Annotated in this window: 25 protein-coding genes; 8 read left to right on the top strand and 17 right to left on the bottom strand. The window is 71.0% G+C overall.

Translation table 11 applies throughout. The features are described 5' to 3' along the window. Nucleotide 1: 1 nt before the first annotated feature. From OHA21_RS11805 to OHA21_RS11840, 8 genes are read right to left on the bottom strand one after another with little or no spacing between them, the layout of a single operon-like run. Nucleotides 2–1,174, bottom strand: a complete 1,173-nt coding sequence (locus OHA21_RS11805) for a sialidase family protein (protein WP_328473173.1) — start codon at nucleotides 1,172–1,174, stop codon at nucleotides 2–4. Next, nucleotides 1,171–1,938: an HpcH/HpaI aldolase family protein gene (locus OHA21_RS11810; protein ID WP_328473175.1), complete on the bottom strand. Its 768-nt coding sequence runs from the start codon at nucleotides 1,936–1,938 to the stop codon at nucleotides 1,171–1,173. Before OHA21_RS11810 ends, OHA21_RS11805 begins: the two co-directional genes overlap by 4 nt. Next, nucleotides 1,935–2,771: an ABC transporter ATP-binding protein gene (locus OHA21_RS11815; RefSeq protein ID WP_328473177.1), complete on the bottom strand. Its 837-nt coding sequence runs from the start codon at nucleotides 2,769–2,771 to the stop codon at nucleotides 1,935–1,937. Before OHA21_RS11815 ends, OHA21_RS11810 begins: the two co-directional genes overlap by 4 nt. Continuing rightward, nucleotides 2,768–3,415: an ABC transporter ATP-binding protein gene (locus tag OHA21_RS11820; protein ID WP_328473180.1), complete on the bottom strand. Its 648-nt coding sequence runs from the start codon at nucleotides 3,413–3,415 to the stop codon at nucleotides 2,768–2,770. The genes OHA21_RS11815 and OHA21_RS11820 overlap by 4 nt, the downstream gene beginning before the upstream one ends. Then, nucleotides 3,397–3,606, bottom strand: coding sequence for an ATP-binding cassette domain-containing protein (locus OHA21_RS11825; protein ID WP_328473182.1), 210 nt, complete (start codon nucleotides 3,604–3,606; stop codon nucleotides 3,397–3,399). The genes OHA21_RS11820 and OHA21_RS11825 overlap by 19 nt, the downstream gene beginning before the upstream one ends. After that, nucleotides 3,603–4,496 (bottom strand): ABC transporter permease, encoded by an 894-nt coding sequence (locus OHA21_RS11830; protein ID WP_328473184.1) that lies wholly within the window; start codon nucleotides 4,494–4,496, stop codon nucleotides 3,603–3,605. Before OHA21_RS11830 ends, OHA21_RS11825 begins: the two co-directional genes overlap by 4 nt. Next, complete coding sequence (locus tag OHA21_RS11835) at nucleotides 4,493–5,431, bottom strand: ABC transporter permease (protein WP_328473186.1); 939 nt, start codon at nucleotides 5,429–5,431, stop codon at nucleotides 4,493–4,495. Before OHA21_RS11835 ends, OHA21_RS11830 begins: the two co-directional genes overlap by 4 nt. Next, nucleotides 5,428–6,993: an ABC transporter substrate-binding protein gene (locus OHA21_RS11840; protein WP_328473188.1), complete on the bottom strand. Its 1,566-nt coding sequence runs from the start codon at nucleotides 6,991–6,993 to the stop codon at nucleotides 5,428–5,430. The genes OHA21_RS11835 and OHA21_RS11840 overlap by 4 nt, the downstream gene beginning before the upstream one ends. Nucleotides 6,994–7,203: 210 nt before the next feature. Here OHA21_RS11840 and OHA21_RS11845 point away from each other — a divergent pair, with 210 nt between their 5' ends. Both OHA21_RS11845 and OHA21_RS11850 read left to right on the top strand, forming a co-directional pair. After that, on the top strand, nucleotides 7,204–7,974 hold the full coding sequence (locus OHA21_RS11845) for a DeoR/GlpR family DNA-binding transcription regulator (RefSeq protein ID WP_328473190.1): 771 nt from the start codon (nucleotides 7,204–7,206) through the stop codon (nucleotides 7,972–7,974). A gap of 13 nt (nucleotides 7,975–7,987) precedes the next feature. After that, nucleotides 7,988–9,154 carry an enolase C-terminal domain-like protein gene (locus OHA21_RS11850; protein ID WP_328473192.1) on the top strand — a complete coding sequence of 389 codons (1,167 nt, stop codon included), beginning with the start codon at nucleotides 7,988–7,990 and terminating at the stop codon, nucleotides 9,152–9,154. Between the two features lie 145 nt (nucleotides 9,155–9,299). Here the strand turns inward: OHA21_RS11850 and OHA21_RS11855 are convergent, their stop codons facing one another. Further along, nucleotides 9,300–10,286: an ArsR/SmtB family transcription factor gene (locus OHA21_RS11855; protein ID WP_328473194.1), complete on the bottom strand. Its 987-nt coding sequence runs from the start codon at nucleotides 10,284–10,286 to the stop codon at nucleotides 9,300–9,302. A gap of 84 nt (nucleotides 10,287–10,370) precedes the next feature. Here OHA21_RS11855 and OHA21_RS11860 point away from each other — a divergent pair, with 84 nt between their 5' ends. Together OHA21_RS11860 and OHA21_RS11865 are read left to right on the top strand one after the other, a co-directional pair. After that, entirely contained in the window at nucleotides 10,371–10,733 is a 363-nt protein-coding gene (locus tag OHA21_RS11860; protein WP_328473196.1) for a YciI family protein, read from the top strand. A 135-nt stretch (nucleotides 10,734–10,868) separates the two neighbouring features. Next, the gene (locus tag OHA21_RS11865) at nucleotides 10,869–11,174 is read left to right on the top strand and encodes a DUF4287 domain-containing protein (protein WP_328473198.1); all 306 of its coding nucleotides are present in this window, start codon (nucleotides 10,869–10,871) and stop codon (nucleotides 11,172–11,174) included. Nucleotides 11,175–11,270: 96 nt separating this feature from the next. Here OHA21_RS11865 and OHA21_RS11870 read toward each other — a convergent pair whose 3' ends face one another. Together OHA21_RS11870 and OHA21_RS11875 are read right to left on the bottom strand one after the other, a co-directional pair. Then, entirely contained in the window at nucleotides 11,271–13,286 is a 2,016-nt protein-coding gene (locus tag OHA21_RS11870) for a SpoIIE family protein phosphatase (protein WP_328473200.1), read from the bottom strand. Nucleotides 13,287–13,480: 194 nt separating this feature from the next. Then, nucleotides 13,481–14,155, bottom strand: a complete 675-nt coding sequence (locus OHA21_RS11875; RefSeq protein ID WP_328473202.1) for a sigma-70 family RNA polymerase sigma factor — start codon at nucleotides 14,153–14,155, stop codon at nucleotides 13,481–13,483. A 183-nt stretch (nucleotides 14,156–14,338) separates the two neighbouring features. On the opposite strand from OHA21_RS11875, the gene OHA21_RS11880 reads away from it, so the two are divergent. Beyond that, complete coding sequence (locus OHA21_RS11880) at nucleotides 14,339–15,127, top strand: isocitrate lyase/PEP mutase family protein (protein WP_328473204.1); 789 nt, start codon at nucleotides 14,339–14,341, stop codon at nucleotides 15,125–15,127. Between the two features lie 52 nt (nucleotides 15,128–15,179). On the opposite strand, the gene OHA21_RS11885 is transcribed toward OHA21_RS11880, so the two are convergent. The 3 genes from OHA21_RS11885 to OHA21_RS11895 all read right to left on the bottom strand — a co-directional run bounded on the left by OHA21_RS11885 (nucleotide 15,180) and on the right by OHA21_RS11895 (nucleotide 19,771). Then, nucleotides 15,180–16,364: a Cmx/CmrA family chloramphenicol efflux MFS transporter gene (locus tag OHA21_RS11885; protein ID WP_328473207.1), complete on the bottom strand. Its 1,185-nt coding sequence runs from the start codon at nucleotides 16,362–16,364 to the stop codon at nucleotides 15,180–15,182. 240 nt (nucleotides 16,365–16,604) lie between these two features. Beyond that, on the bottom strand, nucleotides 16,605–19,361 hold the full coding sequence (locus tag OHA21_RS11890) for an ATP-binding protein (RefSeq protein ID WP_328473209.1): 2,757 nt from the start codon (nucleotides 19,359–19,361) through the stop codon (nucleotides 16,605–16,607). Nucleotides 19,362–19,435: 74 nt separating this feature from the next. Next, nucleotides 19,436–19,771, bottom strand: coding sequence for a hypothetical protein (locus tag OHA21_RS11895; protein ID WP_328473211.1), 336 nt, complete (start codon nucleotides 19,769–19,771; stop codon nucleotides 19,436–19,438). 191 nt (nucleotides 19,772–19,962) lie between these two features. On the opposite strand from OHA21_RS11895, the gene OHA21_RS11900 reads away from it, so the two are divergent. From OHA21_RS11900 to OHA21_RS11910, 3 genes are all read left to right on the top strand, one after another. Further along, on the top strand, nucleotides 19,963–20,352 hold the full coding sequence (locus OHA21_RS11900) for a Fur family transcriptional regulator (RefSeq protein WP_328478379.1): 390 nt from the start codon (nucleotides 19,963–19,965) through the stop codon (nucleotides 20,350–20,352). Between the two features lie 91 nt (nucleotides 20,353–20,443). Continuing rightward, nucleotides 20,444–21,592: a zinc-dependent alcohol dehydrogenase gene (locus tag OHA21_RS11905; RefSeq protein ID WP_328473213.1), complete on the top strand. Its 1,149-nt coding sequence runs from the start codon at nucleotides 20,444–20,446 to the stop codon at nucleotides 21,590–21,592. A gap of 13 nt (nucleotides 21,593–21,605) precedes the next feature. Further along, nucleotides 21,606–22,175, top strand: a complete 570-nt coding sequence (locus OHA21_RS11910; protein ID WP_328473215.1) for a hypothetical protein — start codon at nucleotides 21,606–21,608, stop codon at nucleotides 22,173–22,175. A gap of 66 nt (nucleotides 22,176–22,241) precedes the next feature. Here OHA21_RS11910 and OHA21_RS11915 read toward each other — a convergent pair whose 3' ends face one another. From OHA21_RS11915 to OHA21_RS11925, 3 genes are read right to left on the bottom strand one after another with little or no spacing between them, the layout of a single operon-like run. Beyond that, on the bottom strand, nucleotides 22,242–22,895 hold the full coding sequence (locus OHA21_RS11915) for a fasciclin domain-containing protein (RefSeq protein ID WP_328473217.1): 654 nt from the start codon (nucleotides 22,893–22,895) through the stop codon (nucleotides 22,242–22,244). Nucleotides 22,896–22,914: 19 nt separating this feature from the next. Further along, nucleotides 22,915–23,583, bottom strand: a complete 669-nt coding sequence (locus OHA21_RS11920) for a TetR-like C-terminal domain-containing protein (RefSeq protein WP_328473219.1) — start codon at nucleotides 23,581–23,583, stop codon at nucleotides 22,915–22,917. A 33-nt stretch (nucleotides 23,584–23,616) separates the two neighbouring features. Then, nucleotides 23,617–24,519: an SDR family oxidoreductase gene (locus OHA21_RS11925; RefSeq protein WP_328473220.1), complete on the bottom strand. Its 903-nt coding sequence runs from the start codon at nucleotides 24,517–24,519 to the stop codon at nucleotides 23,617–23,619. Between the last annotated feature and the right edge of the window lie 8 nt (nucleotides 24,520–24,527).

Here is a 24,527-nt window from a genome sequence, read left to right on the forward strand (position 1 = left end):
GTCAGCCTCGCGTCCAGTCGGCCGGCAGGCGTACGTATTTGATGGTCTGCCGGTGGTAGGTGTAGCTGACGTGCAGCGTGCCGTCGGGGCTCTGGTGCACGGCCGGGTAGGACAGCTCGCGGTTGAGCCCGTCGCGGGAGTTGTTGGTCAGGCAGTAGCCGTCGCCCTCGTCGAGGTTTCCGGCGCGCTGCCAGGTGGCGCCCTGGTCGCTGGAGAAGGCGAGGGTCATCGGTGCGCGCGGAGCGCCCCAGAAAGCCGCGCCGCACTCCGAAGAGGTCTCGCCGGCGCCGCCCTCGACCAGCCCTTCGTCGTCGATCTCGTCATACAGCGAGACACGGCGTGACGTGGCGTCGAGCCGGCTGGAGTGGTTGTAGACCAGCGCGAGACGCCCGTCGGCGAGGACGCACTGCTGGATCGACGAGTTGTTGTTCGGCAGCTCGGTGGGCTGCGGCACCGACCAGGTCTCGCCACCGTCGTCCGAGCGGGAGGCGTAGATGTGGTCGGCCCAGCGGCTGCGGAACAGCGCGAACAACCGCCCGCCGCCGAGGTCGGCGATGTTCATGTGCACGCAGCCGACGCTGTCCGGCACCGGCACCTCCCGCCAGGTCGCGCCCTGGTCGTCGGAGATCAGCACCGAGCTGGTGTCGGCGTCGCCGGCCCAGCGTTCGCCGGGGACGGTGACGCAGCGGAAGATGCCGAGCAGCCAGCGGCCGGAGTCGGTCACCACGATCGGCTGGCGCACGAAGACGCCGCTGCGTTCGTCGGCCGGGAACAGCGTGTGCGCCGGTCCCCAGGTGCGGCCCGAGTCGGCCGAGACTCGCCGGCGTACCTCGGCGGTGTCCTGGTTGCCGGCCCGCTGCGCGGTGTAGAGCAGCCACAGCTCGCCGGCCGGGGTGGGGAACAGGATCGGGTTCTGCTCGGATCGCCGTGGGTCGTCGCTGAGCTGCTCCGGGGTGGACCACTTGTCGGCGCCGGGCGCGAGCCGGGAGAACCAGATGCTGATGTCGCCGACGCCCTCCTGGGTGCCGCCGAACCAGACCAGGCCGAGGTCGCCGTCGGGCAGGGTGGCCAGGAACGAGGCGTGGCTCTGCACGGTCGGCGCGGCCAGCCAGGCGTCGGTGCGCCGCGGGTCGGCCGGATCGGGGCGCAGCACACCGTCGAATGAGGAGGTCATCGTTCGCCCCGCACCGCGGTGAGATGCGCGTTCGCGGCGATCTCCAGGTGGGTGAGGTCGCTGGCCACCGTGACCAGCGTGAAGCCTTCGGACAGCCGCTTGGCGGCCTCCTCGCCGGTGCGGGTGTGCAGGCCCGCGGCGATCCCGGCGGCCTCGCAGGCGCGGCGGATGCGGACCAGCGCGTCCTCGAACGCGTCGGCCACCGCGGGGTCGGCCGGTCCGGCGCCGCCGACGGCGATGGTCAGGTCCGACGGGCCGATGTAGAGCCCGTCGATGCCCGGCGTGGCGGCGATCTCCTCGACGTTCGCCAGCCCTTCCGGGGTCTCGATCATGGCGAGCAGGGTGACCGCCTCATTCGCCTCGGCCGGGGCCGGGCCGATCCGCAGCATCGAGCGCATCGGGCCGTAGGAGCGGATGCCTACCGGCGGATAACGGGTGGCGGCGACCGCGCGGGCGGCGTCGGCGCCGGTGCTGACCAGCGGCACGATGATGCCGGCCGCGCCGGCGTCCAGGGCCTGCCCGATCGGGGTGGCGTCGTTGGCCGCGACCCGGACCAGGCCGACCGCGGTGGCGGCCGCGTCGATGGCGGTCAGCCCGGCCAGCATGCCGGAATAGCCGAACAGGCCGTGCTGGGCGTCGAGCGCCACGTAGTCGTAGCCGAGCCGGGCGATGCGTTCGGTGGCCGGCGGTGCGTCCAGGGTGACCCAGTAGCCGACGACGGTCTCGCGGGCCCGGACCTTGGCGGCGAATGCTGCGGCGTTCATGGCTGGCGCTCCATTTCGGGCGAGGGGACGGTGACCGCGAGGACGTGGCGCGGCTTGCGGCCGTGAATGGTGGAGGGGTCGAGCGCGGCGGCGCGCAGCGCGCGGGTGTACGGCTCGGCGGGCCGGGCCAGCACGGTGTCGGTGGGCCCGTACTCGACGACCTTGCCGTGCCGCATGACCAGCACGTTCTGGCTGATCTCGCGGACCACGCCGAGGTTGTGCGAGATGAACAGGTAGGTGACGCCGGTGGCTTCCTGCAGGTCGGCGAGCAGTTTGAGCACCTGCGCCTGGACCGACACGTCGAGCGCGCTGGTGGCCTCGTCGCAGACCAGCACGTCGGGCCGGCTGGCCAGGGCGCGGGCGATGCCGATGCGCTGGCGCTGGCCGCCGGAGAACTCGGCCGGCCGGCGTTCCAGGGCGCTGCTGGGCAGGCCGACCAGGTCGAGCAGGCGGGCGGCCTCGGCGTTGCGTTCGGCCGGGCGTACGCCGCGCAGCTTCAACGGTTCGGCGACGATGCGCTGGGCGGTCATGTGCGGATCGAGGGAGCCGTACGGATCCTGGAACACCATCTGGATCTTCGACCGCAGGGCCCGCAACCGCTTCTCCGGCATGGCCGAGATGTCGACGCCGTCCAGCGTGATCGCCCCCGAGGTCGGGCGGATCAGCCGGACCAGGGACCGGGCGATCGTCGACTTGCCGCAGCCCGACTCGCCGACCACGGCCAGGGTGCTGCCGCGCTCGATCTCGAAACTGACATCGTCGACGGCCCGGTGCACGCCGGAAGCGGTCGGATACTCCACCACGAGGTTCTCGACGCTCAGTACCGCGCTCACGACACCGTCTCCCTGCGATTGCCGGCCGCCGACTCGCCGTCCCAGCCACCGAGCTGGGGGATCGCGGCGAGCAGCGCCTTGGTGTAGTCGGTCTTCGGCCGGTCCACGACGTCCTCGACGTCGCCGCTCTCCACGAAGCACCCGGCCTTCATCACATGGATGCGGTCGGAGACCACGCGGGCCACGCCCAGGTCGTGGGTGATCATCAAAACCGCGATCCGGGTACGCGCCTGAAGCTCCAGCAGCAGGTCGAGCACTCCGGCCTGGACGGTGACGTCGAGCGCGCTGGTCGGTTCGTCGGCGACCAGCAGGCGGGGCTGCCCGGCCAGCGCGATCGCGATCAGCACCCGCTGCAGCATCCCGCCGGACAGTTGATGCGGGTATTTGGCGAGCTGCTGTTCGGGCGTACGGATATGGACCTGATCAAGTAGCTCGACCGCGCGTTCGCGGGCCTGGGTCCGGCTCAGCTCGCGGCTGCGGGTGCGGACCGCCTCGATCAGCTGGCTGCCGATGGTCAGGACCGGGCTCAGCGCGGTCATCGGGTCCTGCGGGATCAGCGACACCGACCGGCCGCGGACCCGGGCGATCGAGGCCGGGTCGGTGATCACGTCGGTGCCGGCGAAGCTCACGTGACCGGACAGCACGGCCAGATCCGGTGGCAGCAGCGCAGGATGCCCATGGCGGTGGTCGACTTGCCACACCCGGACTCGCCGATGATGGTGACGGTCTCACCTTCGTCGACGTGGAAGCTGACCCCGTCGACGGCCCGGATGACACCGGCGTCGGTCATCAGTTCGATCTGCAGGTCGCGGACGTCGAGCAGCGGCGTACTCACGATTGTCCTCCCTTGCGGCGCCGGGCGCGGTCGCGCAGGCCGTCGCCGAGCAGGTTGACCCCGACCACCAGCAGCACGATGACCAGGCCGGGCAGGGTGACCAGCCACCACGAGGTGGTGATGTAGTTCTGGCCGTCGGAGATGATGCGGCCGAGCGTGGCGAACGGGCGCTGCGGCCCGGCGCCCAGATAGCTCAGCGCGCTCTCCAGCAGCACCGCCTGCGCCAGCAGCAGAAGCACGACCAGCGAGGCCTGCCGGATGATGTTCGGGATGATGTGCTGGGCGAGGGTCTGGAACCGGTGCAGGCCGAGCACCCGGGCAGCGGCGACGTAGGGTTTCTCGCGTTCCACCAGCACCAGGCTGCGGGTCAGCCGGGCCACCTCGGGCCACAACGCGATGGCGATGACCAGGGTGATGACCGGCATCGACGGTCCGAACAGGGCGACCACGAGCAGCAGCATCATCAGCAGCGGCAGCGACATCTGCGCTTCGAGCAGCCGGGACACGACGGTGTCCACCCAGCCGCCGAGGAAACCGGCGGCCGAGCCGGCGAGGATGCCGATCAGCCCGGAGACGGTGACCGCGATGACGCCGATGGCGATCGACACCTGGGCGCCGTGCAGCACCAGCGACAGCAGGTCACGCCCGAGCGCGTCGGTGCCGAACAGGTGTCCCTCGCTCAGCGGCGGCAGCCGGCGCTTGCTGAGATCCTGGGCGCCCGGGTCGGGCAGCGGCAGGACCTGGGCGAAGATGACCGGCAGGAGCACGAGCAGGGTGCAGATGGTGCCGGCGATCAGCTTGAGGCGTACGCCGCGGCGGCGCCGGGTGACCGCGGAGCGGGTCAGGTCGCGGGCGGTGACCGCGCTCGGCCGGACGGCTGTGGTGCTCATGCGACGGCCTTTCCTAGGCGGACCCGCGGGTCCAGGAGCGGGTAGCAGAGGTCGACCAGCAGCTGGACCAGCACCGCGAGCACGGAAGTGACCAGCACGGTGGTGACGATCAGCGGGTAGTCCCTGGTCTCCAGGGCGCGCACGACCAGCGAGCCGACGCCGGGCCAGGCGAAAACCACCTCGACCACGACGACGCCGTTGAGCATGGCCGCGAACCGGGTGCCGAGCGCGGTGACCACCGGCACGGACGCGTTGCCCATGGCGTAGCGCCAGGTCAGCAGCCGTTCGCCGACGCCGCGGGAGCGGGCCACGGTCAGGTACGGTGCGCCGAAGTTGGCGACCATCTCGCGGCGCACCATCCGGGAGATCAGCGCGATCTGCAGGATGGCGATGGTGACCGTCGGCAGCACCAGGCCGCCCCACGTGGTGAAGCCGGATGCGGGCAGCACCGGGATCAGCACCGCGAACACGGTCAGCAGCATCACGCCGGTCCAGAACTCGGGCATCGACTGCCCGGCGACGGTGGCCACGTTGGCGGCCAGCTCGCGGCGGGTGTCGGCGCGCCGGGCCATCCACACGCCCAGCGGGATCGAGACCAGGGTGGTCACCACGATGGCGGAGATGGCCAGGGTCAGGGTGTACGGCAGCCGGTCGAGGACCACGTCCAGGGCCGGTGCCTGATAGCTGAACGACGTACCGAGGTCGCCGCTGAACAGCCCCTTGAGGAAGGTCCAGTACTGCTCGATCAGGGGCTGGTCGAGGCCGAACTGGCGGCGTACCTCTTCGACCTGCTCGTTGGTGGACAGCGGACCGGCGTAGGCGCGGGCCGGGTCGCCGGGCGCCAGCCGGATCAGGACGAAGACGGTGGAGACCGTGAGCAGGATGGTCAGGAAACTCTGGGCGAGGCGCTTGGCCAGGTATCGGATCATGCTCATTGCGCCAATCGGAGCTGGGTGAGGTCGTAGGAGTTGTTGGCGCCCATCGCCATGCCGGTGACCCGTTCGCGGCGCGCGACCACGGCCTTGGGCGCGAACGCCCACATGGCCGGCCAGGTGTTCCAGACCGTCTGCTGGGCCTGGGTGAGCAGCTGGGTGCGCCGGGCCGGGTCGATCTCGGCCGAGGCCCGGGCGATCAGCTGGGTCGCCTCCGGCACGACGTAGCCGTGATAGGTGTCGCGGGTCTGCTCCTTGGCGGCGGTGCCCGCGTACATGCCCTGCAAAACGGTGATCGCCAAGCCGGTCGAGCTGGGGTAGCCGTTGGCCAGCAGGTCCCAGTCGCCGGCGCGGCCCTGCCGCCAGGCGGAGATGTCGCCGCCGGGCTCGAACTGCTGGAGCGTGACCCGTACGCCGACCGCGCGCAGCATCTCGTAGACGGCTTCCATCACCTGGGTGTCGCCGGCGAACTCCCCGGACTCCCAGATGATCTTCATCGACAGGTCGCGGACGCCGAGGCCGGTGAGCATCTGGCGGGCCTTCGCCGGGTCGTAGCGGAACCCGCCGACCGCGGCGGCGCCGCTCAGTCCGGGCGGGACCACTCCGGGGACCGGGATGACGGCCTGCTGAAGAATGTCGTTGATCAGCGCGTCGCCGTTGATCGCGTAGCTGAGCGCCTCCCGGACCCGGACGTCGGCGAGGGGATGCCCGGCTGGCTTGCGGAAGTTGTAGAACAGGTGGGTGATCCGGGTGCCGGGCCGGTTCTCGATCTGCACGCCGGGCAGGCCGCGCAGCTGCTCGACGGAGTCCGGGGTGATCGAGTCGATGACGTCGACCTCGCCGCTGCGCAGGGACACGACGCGGCTGGTCTCCGAGGGCAGGAAGCGCACCTGCACCTGTTCGACCGTGGGGCGCGTACCCCAGTAGTTGGGGTTGATCGCGAGTTGGTAGTTGCCGGCGCCGCGGTCGGCGGCGGTGACGACGTAGGGCCCGCTCCCGACGCCCGTCTGCAGCTCCTCGGCCTTGTTGGCGGCGGCCGGGGTGATCAGGATGTTGGCCATCAGGTAGTCGAGGACCGGCAGCGGCGCGTCGGTGCGCAGCTTGAAGGTCTGGTCGTCGACCTTGACCACGCGCGGCCACTCCGGGAAGAAGGTGGCCAGGAAGCCGCCCTTGGTGTCGCGGTAGGACTCCAGGGCCTTGGCGACGTCCTCCACCTGCACCGGCGAGTTGTCGGAGTAGCGGATGCCGGACCGCAAGCGCACGGTCCACTCGGTCGGCGCGGTCAGCTGGAAGCTCTCCGCCAGCACCGGCTGGATCTTCAGGTCCGGGGTGAGCCGGGTCAGTGCCTGGCGGACGGCCCGCTGCACGGTGACCGCGGCGTCGAACTGGTTCAGCTTGTTGTCCAGGCTGACCAGCGAACGGTTCAGGGCGATGTTGAGGGTGCCCGCACCGGGCAGGCCGGTGGGGGTGGCGCACGCCGTGGTCAGGCCACCGAGCGTGCCGCCGGCGCCGAGGGCCAGCGCCATTCTGAGGATGTTGCGACGGCTGTGAAGGGCATCGGTCATCGGTGATCCACTCCTATGCGGGATCAGTCACGATGGAGAAGGGGGGACGGGGCCTGACGGCCGGCCAATCACGAATGACGATGGCATTGCCTGCGCGTTACGAGCAAGTTATCGGCGCGAAATGCGCGGGAAATGAGTGACCTGCGTGACAGTCAGAGCAATTCACGGCCATCACTTGCGCACATCGCGCAGGACTCGCATTCTGGTGCCATGCCACCGGTGCTGGGTTCACGCCGTCGCCGCGAAGAGATCGTCCGGCTCGCCGAGACGACCGGACTGACCAGCGTCACCGACCTGGCCGAGCGGTTCCGGGTCTCGGCCTCCACGATCCGCCGCGACCTGGCCCGGCTGGAGGCGACCGGCCGGCTGACCAGGACGTACGGCGGGGCGATGGCCGCGCCGCACCGCGCCGAGCCACCCCTGCAGCAGCGCATCGGCGAGGCCTTCGCCGAGAAGGTCGCCATCGCCCGCTGGGCCGCCGCCCAGATCGAGCCCGGCGACTCCCTCGCCCTGGACGCGGGCTCCACGGTGGCAGCCCTGGCCCACCAGCTGCGCGACCACACCGACCTGACCGTGTCCACGCCCAGCCTGACGGTTCTCAGTGAGCTGGCCGGGGCGGACGGGCTGACCGTGCACTGCCTCGGCGGCACGATGCGACCGGTCAGTCAGGCCCTGGTCGGCCCGATCGCCGAGAACGCCCTCGAGCGGATGAGCTTCGACCGGGCGTTCCTGGCCGCCGACAGTGTGGACGCCGAACGCGGGATCTGCGAGGCCGACCTGGCACAGACCCGGCTCAAGGAGCTGATGGCGCAGCGCTCCACGCGTGTCTACGTGCTGGCGCACGCCGCCAAGCTGGGGCGCCGGCCGTTCCACGCCTGGACCCGGCTGGCGCCCGGGTGGACGCTGGTCACCACCGGCGCCGACGCGCAGGTCGCGCCGTTCCGGGAGAAGGGCATCCGGGTCGTCACCGTGCCGGTGTGAGGAGATCACAACCATGAGAATCACGGCCGCGTACGAGGGAGTCGTGCCGATCAGTTCGGCGATCCGCAACGCCTGGATCGATTTCACGTCCATGGACTGCTCGGTCCTCGCTCTGGTCAGCGACGTGATCCGCGACGGGAAACCGGTCGTCGGGTACGGCTTCAACTCCAACGGCCGCTACTCGGCCGGCGAGATCCTGCGCCGCCGCATCCTGCCGCGCCTGCTGGACGCTTCGCCTGGCTCGCTGCTGGACGAGTCCGGAAGTCTGGACCCCGCCCGGGCGTGGCAGTTGATGATGCGCAACGAGAAGCCCGGCGGGCACGGAGAGCGCTCGGTCGCCGTCGGCGTCGTCGACATGGCGCTGTTCGACCTGGCCGCGAAGATCGCCGGGCAGCCGCTGTACCGGTACCTGTCCGACCGCTACGGCGACGGAGACCCCGACGAGTCGGTGTTCGTCTACGCCGCCGGCGGCTACTACGCGCCCGGCAAGGGCCTGCGCGACCTGCAGGACGAGATGCGGGGCTTTCTCGACCAGGGCTACCGCGTCGTCAAGATGAAGATCGGCGGGGCCCCGCTCGCCGAGGACCTGCAGCGCATCGAGGCGGTGCTGCAGGTGCTCGGCGGGGACGGGTCACGGCTGGCCGTCGACGTCAACGGCCGCTTCGATCTGCCCACGGCGCTGGAGTACGGCCGGGCGATCGAACCGTACGGCCTGTTCTGGTACGAGGAGGTCGGCGACCCGCTCGACTACCGGCTCAACGCCACCCTCGCCGAGCACTACCGCGGGCCGCTGGCCACCGGTGAGAACCTGTTCTCCCTGCCGGACACCCGCAACCTGATCCGCTACGGCGGCCTGCGCCCCGACCGCGACGTCATCCAGGTCGACCCCGCCCTCAGTTACGGCCTGGTCGAGTACCTGCGCATCCAGGACATGCTGCGCGAGCACGGCTGGTCCTCGCGCCGGTGCATCCCGCACGGCGGCCACCAGTTCTCGCTGCACATCGCCGCGGCCCTCAAGCTGGGCGGCAACGAGTCGTACCCGGGCGAGTTCCAGCCGACCGGCGGCTTCGCCGACGACGCCGTGGTCCGCGACAGCGCGGTCCGGCTCAGCGACGAGCCGGGCATCGGCCTGGAGGGCAAGCAGGCGTTCTACGAGGTGCTGCGGCAGCTGCATGCCTGAGCCACGTGCGTGTATGAACCCGTCCACGAGTGTGGGCGTGCCGCGTGCGTGCTCTCGTGCCGTCCGGAAGCGGGCGAAATGCTCCGCCGCGCGCGTCCGCCGGAGCCTGCCGCCACAGGCCGACGACCGCCCACCGGCTACGTATTCAGTGACCCCCGGCGAGGGCCTCGCCGAGCGGGGTACGGGTGTGCAGGACCCGCGGACCGGCGCGGCGGCTGTCCACCAGGCCGGCCGCCCGCAACACGGTGAGATGGTGCGACGCGGTCGAGGCCGCCGACCCGGTCAGCTGGGCGCACTCGGACGTGGAGAGAGGTTGCTGGAGCTCGAGCAGGAGGCGGGCGCGGGCGGAACCCAGCAGTGCGGTGAGCGCATCGAGGACGTCGGACGCGGGCCGGTGCCACGACTCTGAGATGCCGTGTGCAGGGTAGAAGATCGTCGGCTGGGCGGGAGGTTCGGTCAGCACGGCGCAGCCGCGGAGGGCCATGACGGAGGGGACGAGCACCAGCCCGGTGCCGCCGCAGTCGATCGTCTCCCCGTGGTGCCGCAGCTGGACCTCGACGACATCGTCGCGCCACGTCACGCTCGAGTGCAGGGTGGCGGCCATCGCGGCGAGCCCGGCGTCGCTGCTGCGCCGTGCCCGCACCGCGATGTCGGCGCGCAACAACCGCAGCATCTGCGGCCAGACCGGCGCCAGCAGCATGCCCCACACCTGCTCCCAGGCCGTGACGATCGCCGACCGCGCACGTGCCGGATCGGCGATCAACTCTTGGATCTCCCGTTGTCGCGCGCCGGTCGATCGGATCTCCATTTTGCGCAGGTCGAACTGCAGCCGTTCGTCCGGCACCTCACGCAGACGCTCCAGTTCCTCCTCGGGGGTCATGTCGCCGGACGGGGTAGTGGTGAGGAAGTCGGGCAGGTACCCCTCGACGCCGCTGATCACCGCCATCAAGCGGAACGCCTCACCCGTCGGTACGCCGCGCTGGTTACGGAACCAGCCCCAGTGCAGCGGGGCGACCTGGGGTCGCAACATGACGCGGATCGCGTGGATCAGCTCGTGCCCCGGTGAGATCCCGAACCGTACCGCCGAGATGTCGGACGAGCCGAGCCGGAACTGCACCACCTTTCGATCCACATCGAAAGGGTAGTCGGCGCGGTGGTGATCCACGCAGGGTGGAGATCGTCAAACACCGCAAGCCACAGACCAGGAGACATTGCGATGCCGCAGTACTTCCTCACCGTCCCGCACAACACGGCCGAGGAGCCGACGATGGAATCGATGCGGGAGACGGACCCCGCCGAGCTGGAAGCCGTGATGGCCGCCGTGGACCGCTTCAACTCGGCGATGCAGGACTCCGGCGCCTTCGTGCACGCCGGTGGACTGCACCCACCGTCGACCGCGATCACCGTCGACGCGACAGGCCGTGAGACCAAGCGCGTCCCCGGGCCCTTCGTGGAGGCGACGGAGTACGTCGGCGGCTTCTGGATCATCAACGCGGCCGACGAGGAGGCTGCCGTGACCTGGGCCGAGCAAGCCTCGGCCGCTCTCCATTCCCGCATCGAGGTCCGCGCCCTGCAGTGAAGTCCTGAGCAGCGCGCCCGGCAATCCGCCTGTCCACAGCGGCCCGACGATCCACCGGTCGGCCGGCGCTGTCGGGCAACGTCCCCGCGCCGCAGGCCCTCGCACCGAAACCTTTCGCACGAACGGAGCCGTACCATGCCCGCATCCGCACAGAGCTATCTGACGACGATCGAGACCCGAACCGGTCTGACACCGCGACAACTCCTCGCCCGCATCGACGACGGCGGCCTCGGCGGGCCCGACACCAAGGCCGCCGAGATCGTCTCCTGGCTCAAGACCGAATACGGCCTCGGCCACGGCCACGCGATGACCATGGCCCAGGTCTCCCGTCACCGCGAATCCGTCGACCTGAAGAACGCCGACACGACCGCACCTCCGCCCGGCAGCATCGGCAGACTCTGGCTCGACGGCAAAGACTCCCTTCCATCAACGCCGGCCTGACGCGGGAATTGAGTCATTCCGTCAAGCGCGCCGAACACAGGCACGATTGGCGGAAACGCGGTTCGGGCCGTTGTCGTGGCCACTGGAGGCTGCCGCCTATATGCCGGTCGTGTGATCTCGGGTCAGGCAGAGCAGGGCGATGTCGTCGCGCCGCGGGCGGGGGCCGACGTCGCTGGTCAGGACGTGCTCGATGACGGCGTCGGCGTCGCCGGCCGGGGCGCTGCCCACGGCGGCGCACAGTTCGCTGAGACCGCGGTCGAGCGGGTGGCTGTGGTCCTCCACCAGCCCGTCGGTGTAGAGCAGCAGGGTCGCGCCGGGCGGAAAGTCGATTCTGGTCTCGCGGTAGCCGGCAGTCCGGGAAGCGCCCAGCGGAGCGGCGGTCGGCAGCTCGAGCAGCCGGGTGCCTGTGGCGTCGCGCAGGATGGGCGGGGGATGCCCGGCCAGGACGCCGGTGGCGGTGCCCTCGGCCAGGTGCAGTTGCAGATAACAGCAGGTCACGATGGTGTCCAGGCCGACGGCGCGGATGAGCCGGTTGGTGTGCCGCATGACAGCAGCCGGCTCGTGACCGGCGACGGCGTAGGCGCGCAGCGCGTCGCGGACCTGCCCCATCGCGGCGGCCGCGGCGAGGTTGTGCCCGGCCACGTCGCCGATCACGACGCTGACGACGTCGTCGTCGACGGCGATGACGTCGTACCAGTCGCCGCCGACCTCGGCCCCGCGCGTCCACGGCAGGTAGCGGGCCGCGTGCCGCAGACCGGGTGCCGTCGGCAGCGCGGCGGGCAGCAGCGCATGCTGCAGTTCGGCCGCGATCGACATACTGGTCTCGAACAGCAGGGCCCGCTGCATTGCCTGGGCGACCAGGCCGGCGAGTGCGGTCAACGTCGACTTGGTGTCGTCGTCGAAGTCCCGCGGTTCGCGGTAGCCGATCACCAGCACGCCCAGGACCTCGCCGGCCGCGGTCAGCGGCAGGAACGCCCAGGCCTGCCGGCTGCCGGGAGACACCGCGGTCGCCGGGTCGGTTTGGGCGGCGTGGAACTGTGCCAGCGACGTCAGGTACCGCGCCCGCCCGGTCCGGGCGACCGCGGTCGCCGGATACCGATGGTGCAGGGGCAGCTGTTGCAGACGGGCGACGACCTCGGGTTCGTACCCGGCGTGATAGGTCAGCTGCAAGGAGTCGTCCTGGCGCAGCAGCACGGCCAGCCCCTGACCGCCGGCGGAGGGACGTAGTACCGAGCCCATGGCGGCGTACACCTGTGCCGTGGTGCTGGCCGCGACCAGCGCCGCCGTGACGCTCTCCAGAGCGCGGACCCGGCCGGCGGCGTGCTCGGCGCGGGCCGCACTGTCAGCGATCTCTCGCTGCCGTTCCACCTGTTCGGTGATCTCCCGGAAGGACACCGCGACCGCGCCCTCGCCGACCTGGCCGATCTTGACCTCCCACACCTGGCCGATCCCGGGATACCGCAGCTCCTGCCGCCACGGCTCCCCGGTGGCCGCCACCGTCCGGTACCGCTCGAACAGGCCGTCGTCCCAGCTCTCCGGGGAGATCTCGCTGAGCCGGTGGCCGATCACGTCCGCGACGGCGTGGCCGGTCAGCTTGGCGCCGAGCTGGTTGACGTACTCGCAGACGAAATCCGTGATCTCCCCGCCGGGCCCGCGGACGGCGCGCAGCACGGTGAAACCGTCGAACGCGGTGTCGAGCATGTCGTACAGCCGGGCGCCACCATCCGACTGCGGTGACACGGTCACCTGCCGCAGGTCGACGAAGCGGATCAGGAGGCCGTCGCCGTACGGGCCGGCCCGGAACTCGAAGTGTCCGGTGATGGTCCGCCGGTCGTAGTACACCGTGCGGGTGGCCGGAACCCCGGTCTCCACCACGGACCGGTAGAACGGCAGGGTCCCGTCGTTCACCGTCTCCGGCCACAGCTGCCGGTAACAGCGGCCCAGGAGCTGCTCGCGCGGACGGCCGACCAGCCGGCACCCGGCGTCGTTGATGTACGCCAGCTCCAGATCGACGAACTCGCCGTCGACGCGCACCGGTTCGGCCAGCACCCAGCCCTGCGGGTCGCTGTCGAGCATGGCCAGGATCTGCGCGTGCAGCGGCAGATCGACCACCTCGCCCGCCCTCCCTCGCCCGCACGCCGGTCGCGGTGTGGCTCCCATCATCCACCGCGCATCGCTGCGCAGCATATTCACTCACCGCAGAACCCCGAACGCCACAACGGGGGCTTTGTGCTTTCCGTTGACACGGGCATCCGAACGCCGTGGACCCGGCCGTCCGCGTCAGCACCGGCGGGGAGGACCAGGTATCACCGGTACGCCGGCTGCCGGCAGCCCTGTACCGTCCGGTGGCGCGGGCGAGGCGCCCGGCCCGACGAGCCGGAGCCGGCCAGCAGATCGATCAGGCGGGCCATGCCACCGGCACGGGTCGCGGCGCGGACCGCCCCGAGCAGCGCGTCACGCTCCCCAGAATCAACGGCATGCAGGCGTGACTCCGTCAGGTGCCGGCGGGCTCGCGACGCCAGTTGCCGTGCCGCGCTCTCGGTGAGCTCGAGCAACTCGGCGATCTCCCGGAACGGATAGCCGAAGGCCTCGCGCAGCACGTAGACGGCACGTTCTGCCGGGGACAGTCGTTCCATCAGCAGCTGGACCGCGGCCTCGAGCGCCTCGCCGCGTTCCGCCTCCAGCGCGGGATCCGCTGACTCGGCCGGGGGCTCCGGAAGCCAGCCGCCGGTATCGGCCTCGTGACGGGCGTAGGCGGAGGTCGCCACATTGAGGGCGACCCGCGACGTGATGGTCATGAGGAACCCGACCCGGTTGCGGACCTGCGCCCGGTCCGCGCCCTGCCAGCGGACCCAGACGTTCTGGACGACGTCCTCGGCGTCGGCGGCCCGGCCCAACATCCGGTAGGCGATCCCGAACAGTCGAGGGCGGACGCTTTCGAAGTCCGTGACGGCCTCGGGCTCGACGCTGGACGTACGCATGACCATCTCCTCCGCTGGCGAAACCTGGCTGCTTTGTCGATGCAGGCAGCGTCGCGCTCGGCGGGTCACCTTCGAGTCCGCTGACTCGCTAGCCGGACTGGCCAGTCACGGGCAGCGCAACTAGCCGGCGGGCCACTACCCTGGGAAGCCGATGGCGTGATCGACCGGAGCACAGGGGTGCGTATGACCGCCTCGCAGGCCACTGATCTCGAGACCCGCTGCGATCAACTACGGGCGCTGCACCGCCCGGGAAACCCACTCCTGCTGCCGAACGCCTGGGACGTCGCCACCGCGAAAGCCGTGGTCGCAGCCGGCTTCCCGGTGGTCGCGACCACCAGTGCCGGCGTGGCCGCAGCGCTGGGCTATGAGGATCACGAGGCCGCGCCAGCCGCGGAGATGTTGGCCGCGGCCGAGCGGATCGCGCGGGGCGTCGACGTGCCCGTGACGGTCGACGCCGAAGGCGGCTACGGGCTGGAGCCGGCCGAGCTGGTGGCGGCGTTGCGCACGGCGGGCGCCGCCGGCTGCAACCTGGAGGACACCGACCACCGCGCCGGTGGTGGCCTGCGCGATGCCGACCAGCACGCACAGTGGCTGGCCGCGGTGCGTCAGGCCGCGTCGCAGGACGGCTACCGGCTTGTCATCAATGCCCGGATCGACGTCTTCATCGGCCCGTTCCTGGCCGGTGCCGGCCCCGGGGCCCAGCAGGAGCTCGTCGGCGAAGCGGTCCGCCGGGCGAACGCCTACCTGGAGGCGGGCGCCGACTGCGTCTTCCCGATCGTGCTGTGGGAGACCGACGCGCTGCGCCGCTTCATCGCCGAGGTCCGCGGCCCGGTCAACGTCCTGCGGCTGCCGAAAGCGCCGTCACCGGCCGAGTTGGCCGCGCTCGGCGTGGCCCGGGTGAGCTGGGGATTCCTGCTGCACAACGGCGCGCTGGCCCACTTCAGCGAGCAGCTGGCCGCCCTGCGGCAGTGATCGCGGGGCTTCAGCGCGCGCCCCGCGATGCTCAGCGCAGCATTGGCGTGTGTCATCCGACGGCCTCCATGCTCCGGTCCTTCGGCGCGATCAGACGTAGCGTCGGCAGCATCAAGAGGAGGGCGACCGTAGACAGAGCGAACGCCGCCCGAACGGGCCCCAGGTTGCTGGAGCCGGTTAGTGCTACGGCCCCCAAGGCCGGTCCGGCGGCCGCCCCGATGTTGAGAGCGGCGGTCGCGTAGGAACCACCCATGGTCGGAGCGTCCGATGCCGCGTAGAGCACCCGGGCGATCAGGGTGCTTCCCGCCGCGAAAGCAAGCATGCCCTGGGCGAACATCAGGACGAGCACCGCGACAGGGTGCTCGGCGAGCAGCGCGAGCAGCAGCCAGCCGAGAACCAGGACGGGGGCGGCTGTGACAAGGGTCGTGCGAGGGTGCTGGTCGGCCAGCCGTCCGGCGGCGGTGACTCCGAGGAAGGAACCGGCGCCGAACAACACCAGCGCCACCGGCACCCACCACGGGTCCAGGCCCGCGGTCCCGGTGATGAGCGGTGCGAGGAAGGTGAAAGCGGTGAAGGTGCCACCGTTGAGCAGCGCAGCCAACAGCATCGCCACGAGCAGGCGGGGCGCGCGGAGCTGCGCTACCTCGTACGCGAGAGAAGGAGCGTTGCGCGATCGCTCCGGCGCATCCTGCGTGCGGCGGCGGACGCCGGTGAGGATACCGACAGCCGCGGGCACGCACAGCAGCGCGACCGCCCAGAAAGTGGCCCGCCAGCCCCATGCTGTCCCGAGAAGCGCTCCGGCGGGCACGCCGGCGACCGTGGCGATCGTCGTACCGGACAGCAGGACCGCCAGCGCCCGGCCCTTCTGGTTCGGCGCCACGAGCAGGGTCGCGGTACTGAGCGCGACGGCCAGGAAACCGGCGTTGGCAACGGCAGCCACGATACGGCTGGCGAACAGCACGGCGAACGACGCGGTGGTCGCGGCAACCACGTGGCAGACCGCGAAGACGGCCACACATCCGAGGAGCGTGGCCCGGGTGGGCAACCGGCGAGTGAACGCGGCCATGCAGGGCGCGCCGAGGATCATCCCTACCGCGAAAGCAGAAGTGAGCAGACCGGCGGTCCCGACAGCGACGTCAAGACTGGCCGCGATGTCCGGCACGAGGCCGGCGAGCATGAATTCCGAGGTGCCCATGGCGAACACAGCCAGAGCAAGCAGATAGAGAGCAAGAGGCATCGGGACTCCGAGGCGAGAGAACGAAAGGGAAACGTCTCGTCACCACGGCCAGCGCCCAGGGCGCCCGAAGCATCGCCTGCATGCCTGCATGCCTGCAGGCGAGTGGGCTAGGAGCTCAGAGGTTCTGGGGGCTGACGGCGTGACCGAAAGCCCCCTGAGTGTCCGATTCAGGGCTCGACATGATCCTCACCCTACTGACGGCGGCCCAGCGCCGCACGCTCATTTGACGACCCGCCGTATTCAGACCGCGCGGAGCCGGCTCTCCGGGAGCCGGCCGAGCTGGCTGCGTGACGTGATCTCCAGCTTGGTGAAGACCTTGCCCAGGTGGTACTGCACCGTCCGCGGGCTGATGAACAGCTGGGCGCCGATCTCCGGATTGGACAGGCCCTCGCGGGCGAGTCGCGCGATCTGGCCCTCCTGGGGAGTGAGCAGTTCACGGGTGTCGACTGTGCGCCGGCGCGCGGCCCCACCGGTGGCCAGCAGCTCGCGGTGGGCGCGCTCGGCGAAGGCCCCGGCACCGGTACGGCTGAACATGTCGTGCGCGGTCCGAAGGTGCTCGCGCGCGTCCGTGCGGCGGTTCTCGCGGCGCAGCCATTCGCCGTACACCAGGTGGGCGCGGGCGAGGTGGATGGCGACCTGACTGCGGGCGAGCCGCTCGATCGCCTCCCGGTAGCCGGCCTCGGCGGCCGCGCCCTCGCTCAGCAGGGCGGTGCACCAGGCCTGCACGCCGAGCGCCCACGGCGTACCGGCCGCGCTCGTGCGCTCCTCGAGCCGCTGCAGGGCCGCGGCGGCCTCATCCAGAGCGCCGCTGCGGACCCCCGCCTCGATCAGCTCGACCAGGGCGAAACCGTAGATGCCCAGGTCGTCGTACGCGCATGCGGTGCGGGCGCTGACCAGCGCATCCTCATAGCGGCCGAGCCCGTTGAACAGCACTGCGGTCGCGTAGCCGTGCCCACCGACCCCTCGTCCCTCACCGCGCCCGAGGATGTGTTCCAAGCCCCAGTTCGCGTACTCCAGGGCCTCGGTCTCGGAGCCGCGCCAGGCGGCGAGCAGCAGCGAGGAGAACCGCACCGGGGCGTTGCCGGTGGCGTCGGTGATCGCGATCGCCTCCTCGGCCAGCGACTCAGCCGCCGCGAACTCTCCGGCGAACAGGTGCACGGCGGCCCGGTTGCCCAGCGCCAGCGGCAGCATGATCAGCGCGCCGGCGTCGCGGCAGAGCCGGATCGCCTCGGTGGCCACGTCGTGCCACAACGCGTGGTCCCACAGATCACCGGCGACCAGCCACGGCAGCCAGAACCACCGCATCGTCTCGCCCGGGTCGCCGCCGGCGCCCTGCCCGAACGCGTGCAGCGCACGCCGCAGCGGCTCCACACCGGCGACATATCCGTCCGTGAACCGGGTTGCCAGACCGTCCAGCAGCAGGTCGATCGGCCGGGGCGGCTGTTGCGCGGCGGGCGCGCGGCGGGCGGCCGCGGCCACCTCGCGCGGGCCGACGCTCTCGTTGAGGCGGCCGGCGAAGATCGCCGCTCCGAGCGCTTCCAGGTACGCCTCGCGCGCCGACCCGTTGTTCAGCGGCGCGAGCCGGTCGGCGGCGTCGAGCAGCAGCGGCGGTGCGTCGCTGCCACGCCGCAGGGCGAAGACGATCTGGGCGCGCAGCCGTGCCAGCCTGGCACGTTGCAGCTCGTCGAGGGGACTCAACCCGGCGACCGCCAGCAGCTTGTCCGCGGCGTCCGGCGCTCCCGACTCGAACGTGGCCTTCGCGGCGGTCAGCGCGCGCTGGCCACGGCGCACCGGGTCGGGAGTCAGCTCGGCCGCCCGCTCGAGGAACGCGGCCGTCGCCGCGATGCCGCCGCGCTGCGCCGCCCGTTCCGCCGAACGCTCCAGCTCCGCGGCGATGTCCTCGTCCGGTGTGGTGGTCGCGTGGGCGCGGTGCCACGCCCGGCGGTCCGGATCGACCTCCGGATCAGTGGCCTCCGCAAGCGCTCGATGCGCCCGCTCCCGTTCCGGCAGCGTCGCGGTGCCGTAGACCGCGGACCGCACCAGCGGATGGCGGAACCGCACCCGGCCGCGCACGTCGATCAGTCCCGCCGACTGCGCCGGCGCCAGCGCATCCGCGCCCAGTCCGAGCCGGTCGGCGGCGCGCCAGAGCAGGGCGACGTCACCCACCGGATCGGCCGCCGCGGTCAGCAGCAGCTGCCGGGTCTCGGCGGGCAGCGAGTCGAGCCTGCGCAGGAAGCTCTGCTCGATCCGATTGGCCAACGGCGACGCATCGAGTACGCCGAACCCGCCCGCCAATTCGGTCGGCGTGAGACTCTGCGGCAGTTCGAGCAGGGCCAGCGGGTTGCCCCGCGACTCCGCGACGATCCGGTCCCGGACGAGCTCGTCCAGGCGGCCGGGCAGGGCCGCATCCAGCAGCGCCCGGGAGTCGCTGTGACCGAGCCCCTCGACCAGCAGCTCGGGCAGCCCGGTCAGCTCCGGGACGGTGCTCGGCTCACGGACCGCGAACACCAGGGCGACCGGCTCGGCGAGCAGCCGGCGCGCGACGAACGCGAGCGTCTGCGCCGACGTCTTGTCCAGCCACTGCGCGTCGTCGATCACCCAGAGCAGGGGTTGCTCCGCGGTGACCGCCGAGAGCAGGCCGAGCACGCCGAGACCGACGACGAAACGGTCCGGGGCCGGCGCCGAACTCAGACCGAAGGTCGCCGCCAGGGCGTCGCGCTGCGGTCCGGGCAGCCGCTCGCGCAGGTCGAGCAGCGGGCCGCACAGTTGATGCAGGCCGGCGTAGGTGAGCTCCATCTCGTACTCATGGCCGGACGCCCGGGCGACGCGAAAACCGGACGCGCTGCGCACCAGATAGTCCAGCAACACCGACTTGCCGACCCCGGCCTCGCCGCGCACGACCAGCACCCGGCTCTGACTCGCCCGCACGCTCGTCAACAGTTGGTCCAGGGCGCCGCGCTCGCTGTGCCGATCGCGAAATGGTGGGCTCGTCGACATCGTTTCGGACGCTATCTCCGGCCAGGAACAGCGTCAATCGGCTAGATCGGCAAGGTGCGCGGCGATCTCCGGGGTCAGCGGTCCGCCCGGCTCAGGAACTCGCGGATCTGCTCCGCCAGGTCGCGCGTCTTCTTGCTGTTGCCCTCCTGAGCGGGGCCCTCGAGGATCTCCAGCAGGGCGGGGCCGATCTCGACCGGCTCGGACTCCGGGGACGGCCAGTCGAGCGCCGACTGATATCCGGCGTCCTGCGCCGACAGCTGGATCCGGACCGTGTCGCCGGCCTTCGACACCTCGAACTGCGGCTTGTCCGCGGTCGGGTAGGCGTCGATGAAGCTGTCCGGCCCGACCTGGATCGACTCCAGGGCCTGATCGAGGAACACGAAGCGCGGGCTGATCTTCTGGGCGGTCAACGCAGTCTCCTTCAACGGGCCATTGCACACCTGTGGCCAGAGGGGATACCCGCGAGCGGGCGCGGCAATCGCTGAAATCCGGGCGCGCCACTCGGGCGGGCGAGGCTGCACGCATGCTCACCATTGCATAATTGCGGGACCGCCGCGGCGCCCGCGCGGCCACGCCCGCGACGGAGCACTGAGTGAAGCCCATGCCGAACACCACCCGCAGCACCCGCCAGCGTGGCGAGGTGATGGCCCTGCTGCAGCAGGTGGACGGCGCCCGCAGCGCCCAGCAGCTGCACATGATGTTGCGCGAGCGCGGCGCCAAGGTGGGCCTGACCACGGTCTACCGCACACTGCAGCTGCTGGTCGACGCCGGCGAGGCGGACGGCACCCGCCTGCCCGGTGGTGAGCAGGTGTTCCGGCTGTGCAGCCCGACCCATCACCACCACCTCGTCTGCCGCACCTGCGGCAAGACGATCGAGGTGGACGGCCCCGCCGTCGAACGCTGGGCCGACGAGGTGGCCGCCGACAACGGCTTCACCGACGTCAGCCACACCATCGAGATCTTCGGCAGGTGCCGCGACTGCGCCGCGTGACCGCCGGCCGCCTTCCGCCCGTTTGCCCGCGCCGGTAGCGGGAAGCCACTCCTGCGGCAGGCGCCATGCCGGCCGGTTACAGGAGGCGTTGATGCAAGCCATGGTTTACCGCGGTCCGTACCGCGTGCGCGTCGAGGAGAAGGACCGGCCGAAGATCGAACACCCGAACGATGCGATCGTACGGGTGACCCGCGCCGCCATCTGCGGCTCCGACCTGCACCTCTACCACGGCATGATGCCGGACACCCGGGTCGGGATGACCTTCGGCCACGAGTTCGTCGGGGTGGTCGACGACGTCGGCCCGTCGGTGCAGAACCTGAGACCCGGTGACCGGGTGATGGTGCCGTTCAACGTCTTCTGCGGCACCTGCTTCTTCTGCGCCCGCGGCATGTACGCGAACTGTCACAACGTGAACCCGAACGCCACCGCGGTCGGCGGCATCTACGGCTACTCGCACACCTGCGGCGGCTACGACGGCGGCCAGGCCGAGTTCGTCCGGGTGCCGTTCGCCGACGTCGGGCCCAGCCTCATCCCGGAGTGGATGGACGAGGACGACGCGGTGCTGCTCACCGACGCCGTGGCGACCGGATACTTCGGCGCCCAGCTCGGCGGCATCGTGGAGGGCGACGTGGTGGTGGTCTTCGGCGCCGGCCCGGTGGGGCTCTACGCGGCGAAGTCGGCCTGGCTGATGGGCGCCGGCCGGGTGATCGTCATCGACCACCTGGACTTCCGGCTGGAGAAGGCCCGCACGTTCGCGCACGCCGAGACGTACAACTTCGCCGAGCACGACGACATCGTCGTGCACATGAAGAAGATCACCGATCATCTCGGCGCCGACGTGGCCATCGACGCCGTCGGCGCCGAGGCCGACGGCAACCTGCTGCAGCACGTCACGGCCGCGAAGCTGAAGCTGCAGGGCGGCTCGCCGGTGGCGCTCAACTGGGCCATCGATGCGGTACGCAAGGGCGGCACCGTCTCGGTGATGGGCGCGTACGGTCCGATGTTCAGCGCGGTCAAGTTCGGTGACGCCATGAACAAGGGCCTCACCCTGCGGATGAACCAGTGCCCGGTGAAACGCCAGTGGCCGCGCCTGTTCGAGCACGTCCGCAACGGCTACTTCAAGCCCAGCGACCTGGTCACGCACCGGATCCCGCTGGAGCACATCGCCGAGGGCTACCACATCTTCTCGGCGAAGCTGGACAACTGCATCAAGCCGCTCATCGTTCCGAACGCCGCGTAGGGGAGAGGACGTCATGGCCTACACGCCGGACAAGCCCAAGCTGGCCGAATCCAGCGACGACCTGCGCGCCCGGATCCCGGGCTGGGGCGCCGACCTGGACCCGAAGGACCGCCCGTCGGTGCCGCAGGAGGTCTTCGACCCGGATCTCAGCGGCGCGCACTGGGAGTTCCCGGAACGCCAGCCGGAGCGGTGGCCGCGGGAACGCTCGATCGAGCACAAGTTCCTCACCCCGGTCTTCGGCACGTCCACCCCGCCGCGCGGGCTGTCCGGGGCGATCCGCCGCTACTCGTACGCCAAGTACAGCGAGGGCCGGGCCGCGCACTGGCTGCTGCTGCTCGCGGCCGACCGAGTCGACGTGGCGGAGAGCCGGCTGCGGTCGCTGGTGACCGGCCGCCCAGACCGTCTGATCCACGAGACCGGGGTGCGCAGCGAGCTGTCCCATCACGGTCTGCGGTCCCGGCTGGGCCGCAACCGCACGGACGTGACCCACCACCCGCTCGACCCGGCCATCGCGGCGGCGCCGTATCTCATCGGGGCCGGCCTCGGGTACGCGATCATGCGCCGGATGGCCCGCAACCGCTGATCTTCTACTCGCCCTGCGCCGTGGGCCGGCGGACGTGCGGAATCGCCGCACGCCCGCCGGCACAGGTCAGGGCAGGTTGATCGGGCGCAGGACCCGGTCGATGCTGTGGGCGATCTGCCGGTTGCCCTTGTTGATGTCGTACTTGCTGATGCGCGGGTTACGGTCGCTGCGGTCCGCGTCGATCAGAGCAATGCGCTTGTGCCAGCGCGGCCCGTAAACATTGACCTTGATCTTGGAACCGGCGGCGGTGGTCAGGCGGGCGTTGTCGGACTTGAGCGCCGCCTTCTTGGTGATCGTGGCGCCCGGCACGACGTGGTAGAGCAGCACCGCCTCGACGGTGTCGATGCCGAGCCCGGCGACCGCATTGAACGTCTTCTTCTCGCTGGGCAGCCGCTTGCTGTTCTTGATGTCGGCGACCAGCCGCTGGAAGGCCCGGTCGTTCGGGATGAACGCGGTGAGGGCGGTCTTGCCGTCGGCGAGCACGCCGACCGGGCTGGACGGCTTGGCCTTGAGCACGGCGCCGACCGCGGCGGCCAGGATGTCGAAGTCGTGGCCGTTGTGGTCGAAGCCGCTCTTGTCCGCGGTCAGCACCGCCGCGAGCGACTTGGTCTTGAGCGGCTTCTTTCCGGCTGCCTGCGCGGGGGCGGCACCGAGGGCGGAGGCGACGATCGCTGCGGTCGCCACGGCGGCGGCCCGCTGGCCCAGTCGGGTGAACCTCATCTTCGGACGTCCTTTCCGGCTACGGGATGGTGGCTGCGGTGCCACCACCCCGTACTTCGCTCGGACCGGGCGCATCAGATGCAGTCAATTCGACGCCGTCGAACAGATTCGCGACGAGCGCTTCGACGAAGTCGTCGGTGACCGGCTCGTCCGGGATCAGAAGCCGGTGGTAGACCGCTCCCCAGAGCTGATCGACGAGCACGCGGACGTCCACGCCGGGGCGGATCTGCCCCTGTTCCTGCGCCCGGGTGAGACGCTCGTAGGCGAGCTTGCGGCGGGCCGTCGAGTACAGGGTGCGGTAGGACGTGGCCAGGGCGGGGTCGGTCTGCGCGGCGCCGATCAGCTCGAGCAGGGCCCGCCCGCCGGGGGTACGCATCACCCGGGCGAAACTGTGCAGCTGGTGCAGCAGGTCCGCCCGGATGTCGGCGGTGTCGTCGAAGGCCAGCGTGTCGGCGACCGCATGGAAGTAGGCGTCCAGGGCCAGCGCGGCGGGGGAGGGCCACAGCTTGTAGAGCGTCGTCTTGCTGACCGCTGCGGCCTTCGCGACCCGCTCGAAGGTCAGGTGCGCGATGCCCTCGGCGAGAACGATCTCCCCGGTGGCGCGCAGCGCATCGGCCCGCACGTGCTCGATGGGCCGCCGGCCGCGTCCCCGCGAACGCGGCCCGGCGTGCTCCGGCTGCGACGTCACCCCTGGTCCTCTCATCGAGCTCGACGCATCAGTCTAGGAACCGGCGCGGGCCGACAGCAGATCCGCCAGGCCCACGCGGGCGAGGAATTCGCGCCGGACCCGGTCGGCGACGTCGCTGACCTGCTCGGAGCCGTCGCCGGCCGGATCGATGTGCACCCGGAACGGCCGCTGCCCGGCGGGCAGGGCGACGATCCGGGCGATCTCGTCGGAGACCATCGAGGCGTCGGCATCGGCGGGCGACAACGCGGCCAGCTTCTGCGCCACCTGGTCGACCAGGCCGGCGTAGTGCCGCTCGTAGGCGTCGGCGGTCGCGGTGTCGGCCGGCTTGCCGCTGTTCGCGAAGTGGTTGGTTCCTCTGGTGAAGGAGCCCGGCACCACGATCGAGGTCTCCAGGCCCCAGCGGGCGAGCTCGGCGGCATAGCTGACCGCGAGCGAGTCCATGCCGGCCTTGGCAGCGAAATAGGGCGCGAGGTACGGCGGGGTGCCGCCCTTGACACTGGAGCTCGACACCCAGATGACCAGGCCTTCGCCGCGCTCGCGCATCGACGGCAGGACGGCGCGGTTGACCCGCTGGGTGGAGAGCACGTTGACGTCATACAGCTGCGCCAGCTGCTGCGGGGTGAAGGCTTCGGCGGGGCCGCTCATCATGTGCCCGGCGTTGTGGATCAGTACGTCGATCCGGCCCGCCTCGCCGAGCACCTGCGCCGCGGCGGCCGCCACGGACGCGTCCGAGACCACGTCGAGCTCGACAGTTCGCAGGTCGACGCGGTGCTCCCGGGCGTACCGCGCGTTGTCCTGGACCTTGGCGGCGTTGCGCCCGGACACCTCGCGCATGCCGGCGTAGACGGTGTGGCCGGAATCGGCCAGGGTCCGCGCCGTCAAGGCGCCGAAGCCGCTGGACGCGCCGGTGATCAGGATGGTCTTCCGCTCGCTCATGATCATCC

This window comes from Actinoplanes sp. NBC_00393 (genome assembly GCF_036053395.1).
Lineage (GTDB): Bacteria > Actinomycetota > Actinomycetes > Mycobacteriales > Micromonosporaceae > Actinoplanes.

Bases quoted from the DNA above. Each gene is read 5' to 3' on its own strand.
- OHA21_RS11805 (WP_328473173.1), bottom strand. From the start codon at position 1,174: ATGACCTCCTCATTCGACGGTGTGCTGCGCCCCGATCCGGCCGACCCG.
- OHA21_RS11810 (WP_328473175.1), bottom strand. From the start codon at position 1,938: ATGAACGCCGCAGCATTCGCCGCCAAGGTCCGGGCCCGCGAGACCGTC.
- OHA21_RS11830 (WP_328473184.1), bottom strand. From the start codon at position 4,496: ATGAGCACCACAGCCGTCCGGCCGAGCGCGGTCACCGCCCGCGACCTG.
- OHA21_RS11835 (WP_328473186.1), bottom strand. From the start codon at position 5,431: ATGAGCATGATCCGATACCTGGCCAAGCGCCTCGCCCAGAGTTTCCTG.
- OHA21_RS11840 (WP_328473188.1), bottom strand. From the start codon at position 6,993: ATGACCGATGCCCTTCACAGCCGTCGCAACATCCTCAGAATGGCGCTG.
- OHA21_RS11845 (WP_328473190.1), top strand. From the start codon at position 7,204: ATGCCACCGGTGCTGGGTTCACGCCGTCGCCGCGAAGAGATCGTCCGG.
- OHA21_RS11850 (WP_328473192.1), top strand. From the start codon at position 7,988: ATGAGAATCACGGCCGCGTACGAGGGAGTCGTGCCGATCAGTTCGGCG.
- OHA21_RS11860 (WP_328473196.1), top strand. From the start codon at position 10,371: ATGCCGCAGTACTTCCTCACCGTCCCGCACAACACGGCCGAGGAGCCG.
- OHA21_RS11865 (WP_328473198.1), top strand. From the start codon at position 10,869: ATGCCCGCATCCGCACAGAGCTATCTGACGACGATCGAGACCCGAACC.
- OHA21_RS11875 (WP_328473202.1), bottom strand. From the start codon at position 14,155: ATGCGTACGTCCAGCGTCGAGCCCGAGGCCGTCACGGACTTCGAAAGC.
- OHA21_RS11880 (WP_328473204.1), top strand. From the start codon at position 14,339: ATGACCGCCTCGCAGGCCACTGATCTCGAGACCCGCTGCGATCAACTA.
- OHA21_RS11885 (WP_328473207.1), bottom strand. From the start codon at position 16,364: ATGCCTCTTGCTCTCTATCTGCTTGCTCTGGCTGTGTTCGCCATGGGC.
- OHA21_RS11890 (WP_328473209.1), bottom strand. From the start codon at position 19,361: ATGTCGACGAGCCCACCATTTCGCGATCGGCACAGCGAGCGCGGCGCC.
- OHA21_RS11900 (WP_328478379.1), top strand. From the start codon at position 19,963: ATGCCGAACACCACCCGCAGCACCCGCCAGCGTGGCGAGGTGATGGCC.
- OHA21_RS11905 (WP_328473213.1), top strand. From the start codon at position 20,444: ATGCAAGCCATGGTTTACCGCGGTCCGTACCGCGTGCGCGTCGAGGAG.
- OHA21_RS11910 (WP_328473215.1), top strand. From the start codon at position 21,606: ATGGCCTACACGCCGGACAAGCCCAAGCTGGCCGAATCCAGCGACGAC.
- OHA21_RS11915 (WP_328473217.1), bottom strand. From the start codon at position 22,895: ATGAGGTTCACCCGACTGGGCCAGCGGGCCGCCGCCGTGGCGACCGCA.
- OHA21_RS11925 (WP_328473220.1), bottom strand. From the start codon at position 24,519: ATGAGCGAGCGGAAGACCATCCTGATCACCGGCGCGTCCAGCGGCTTC.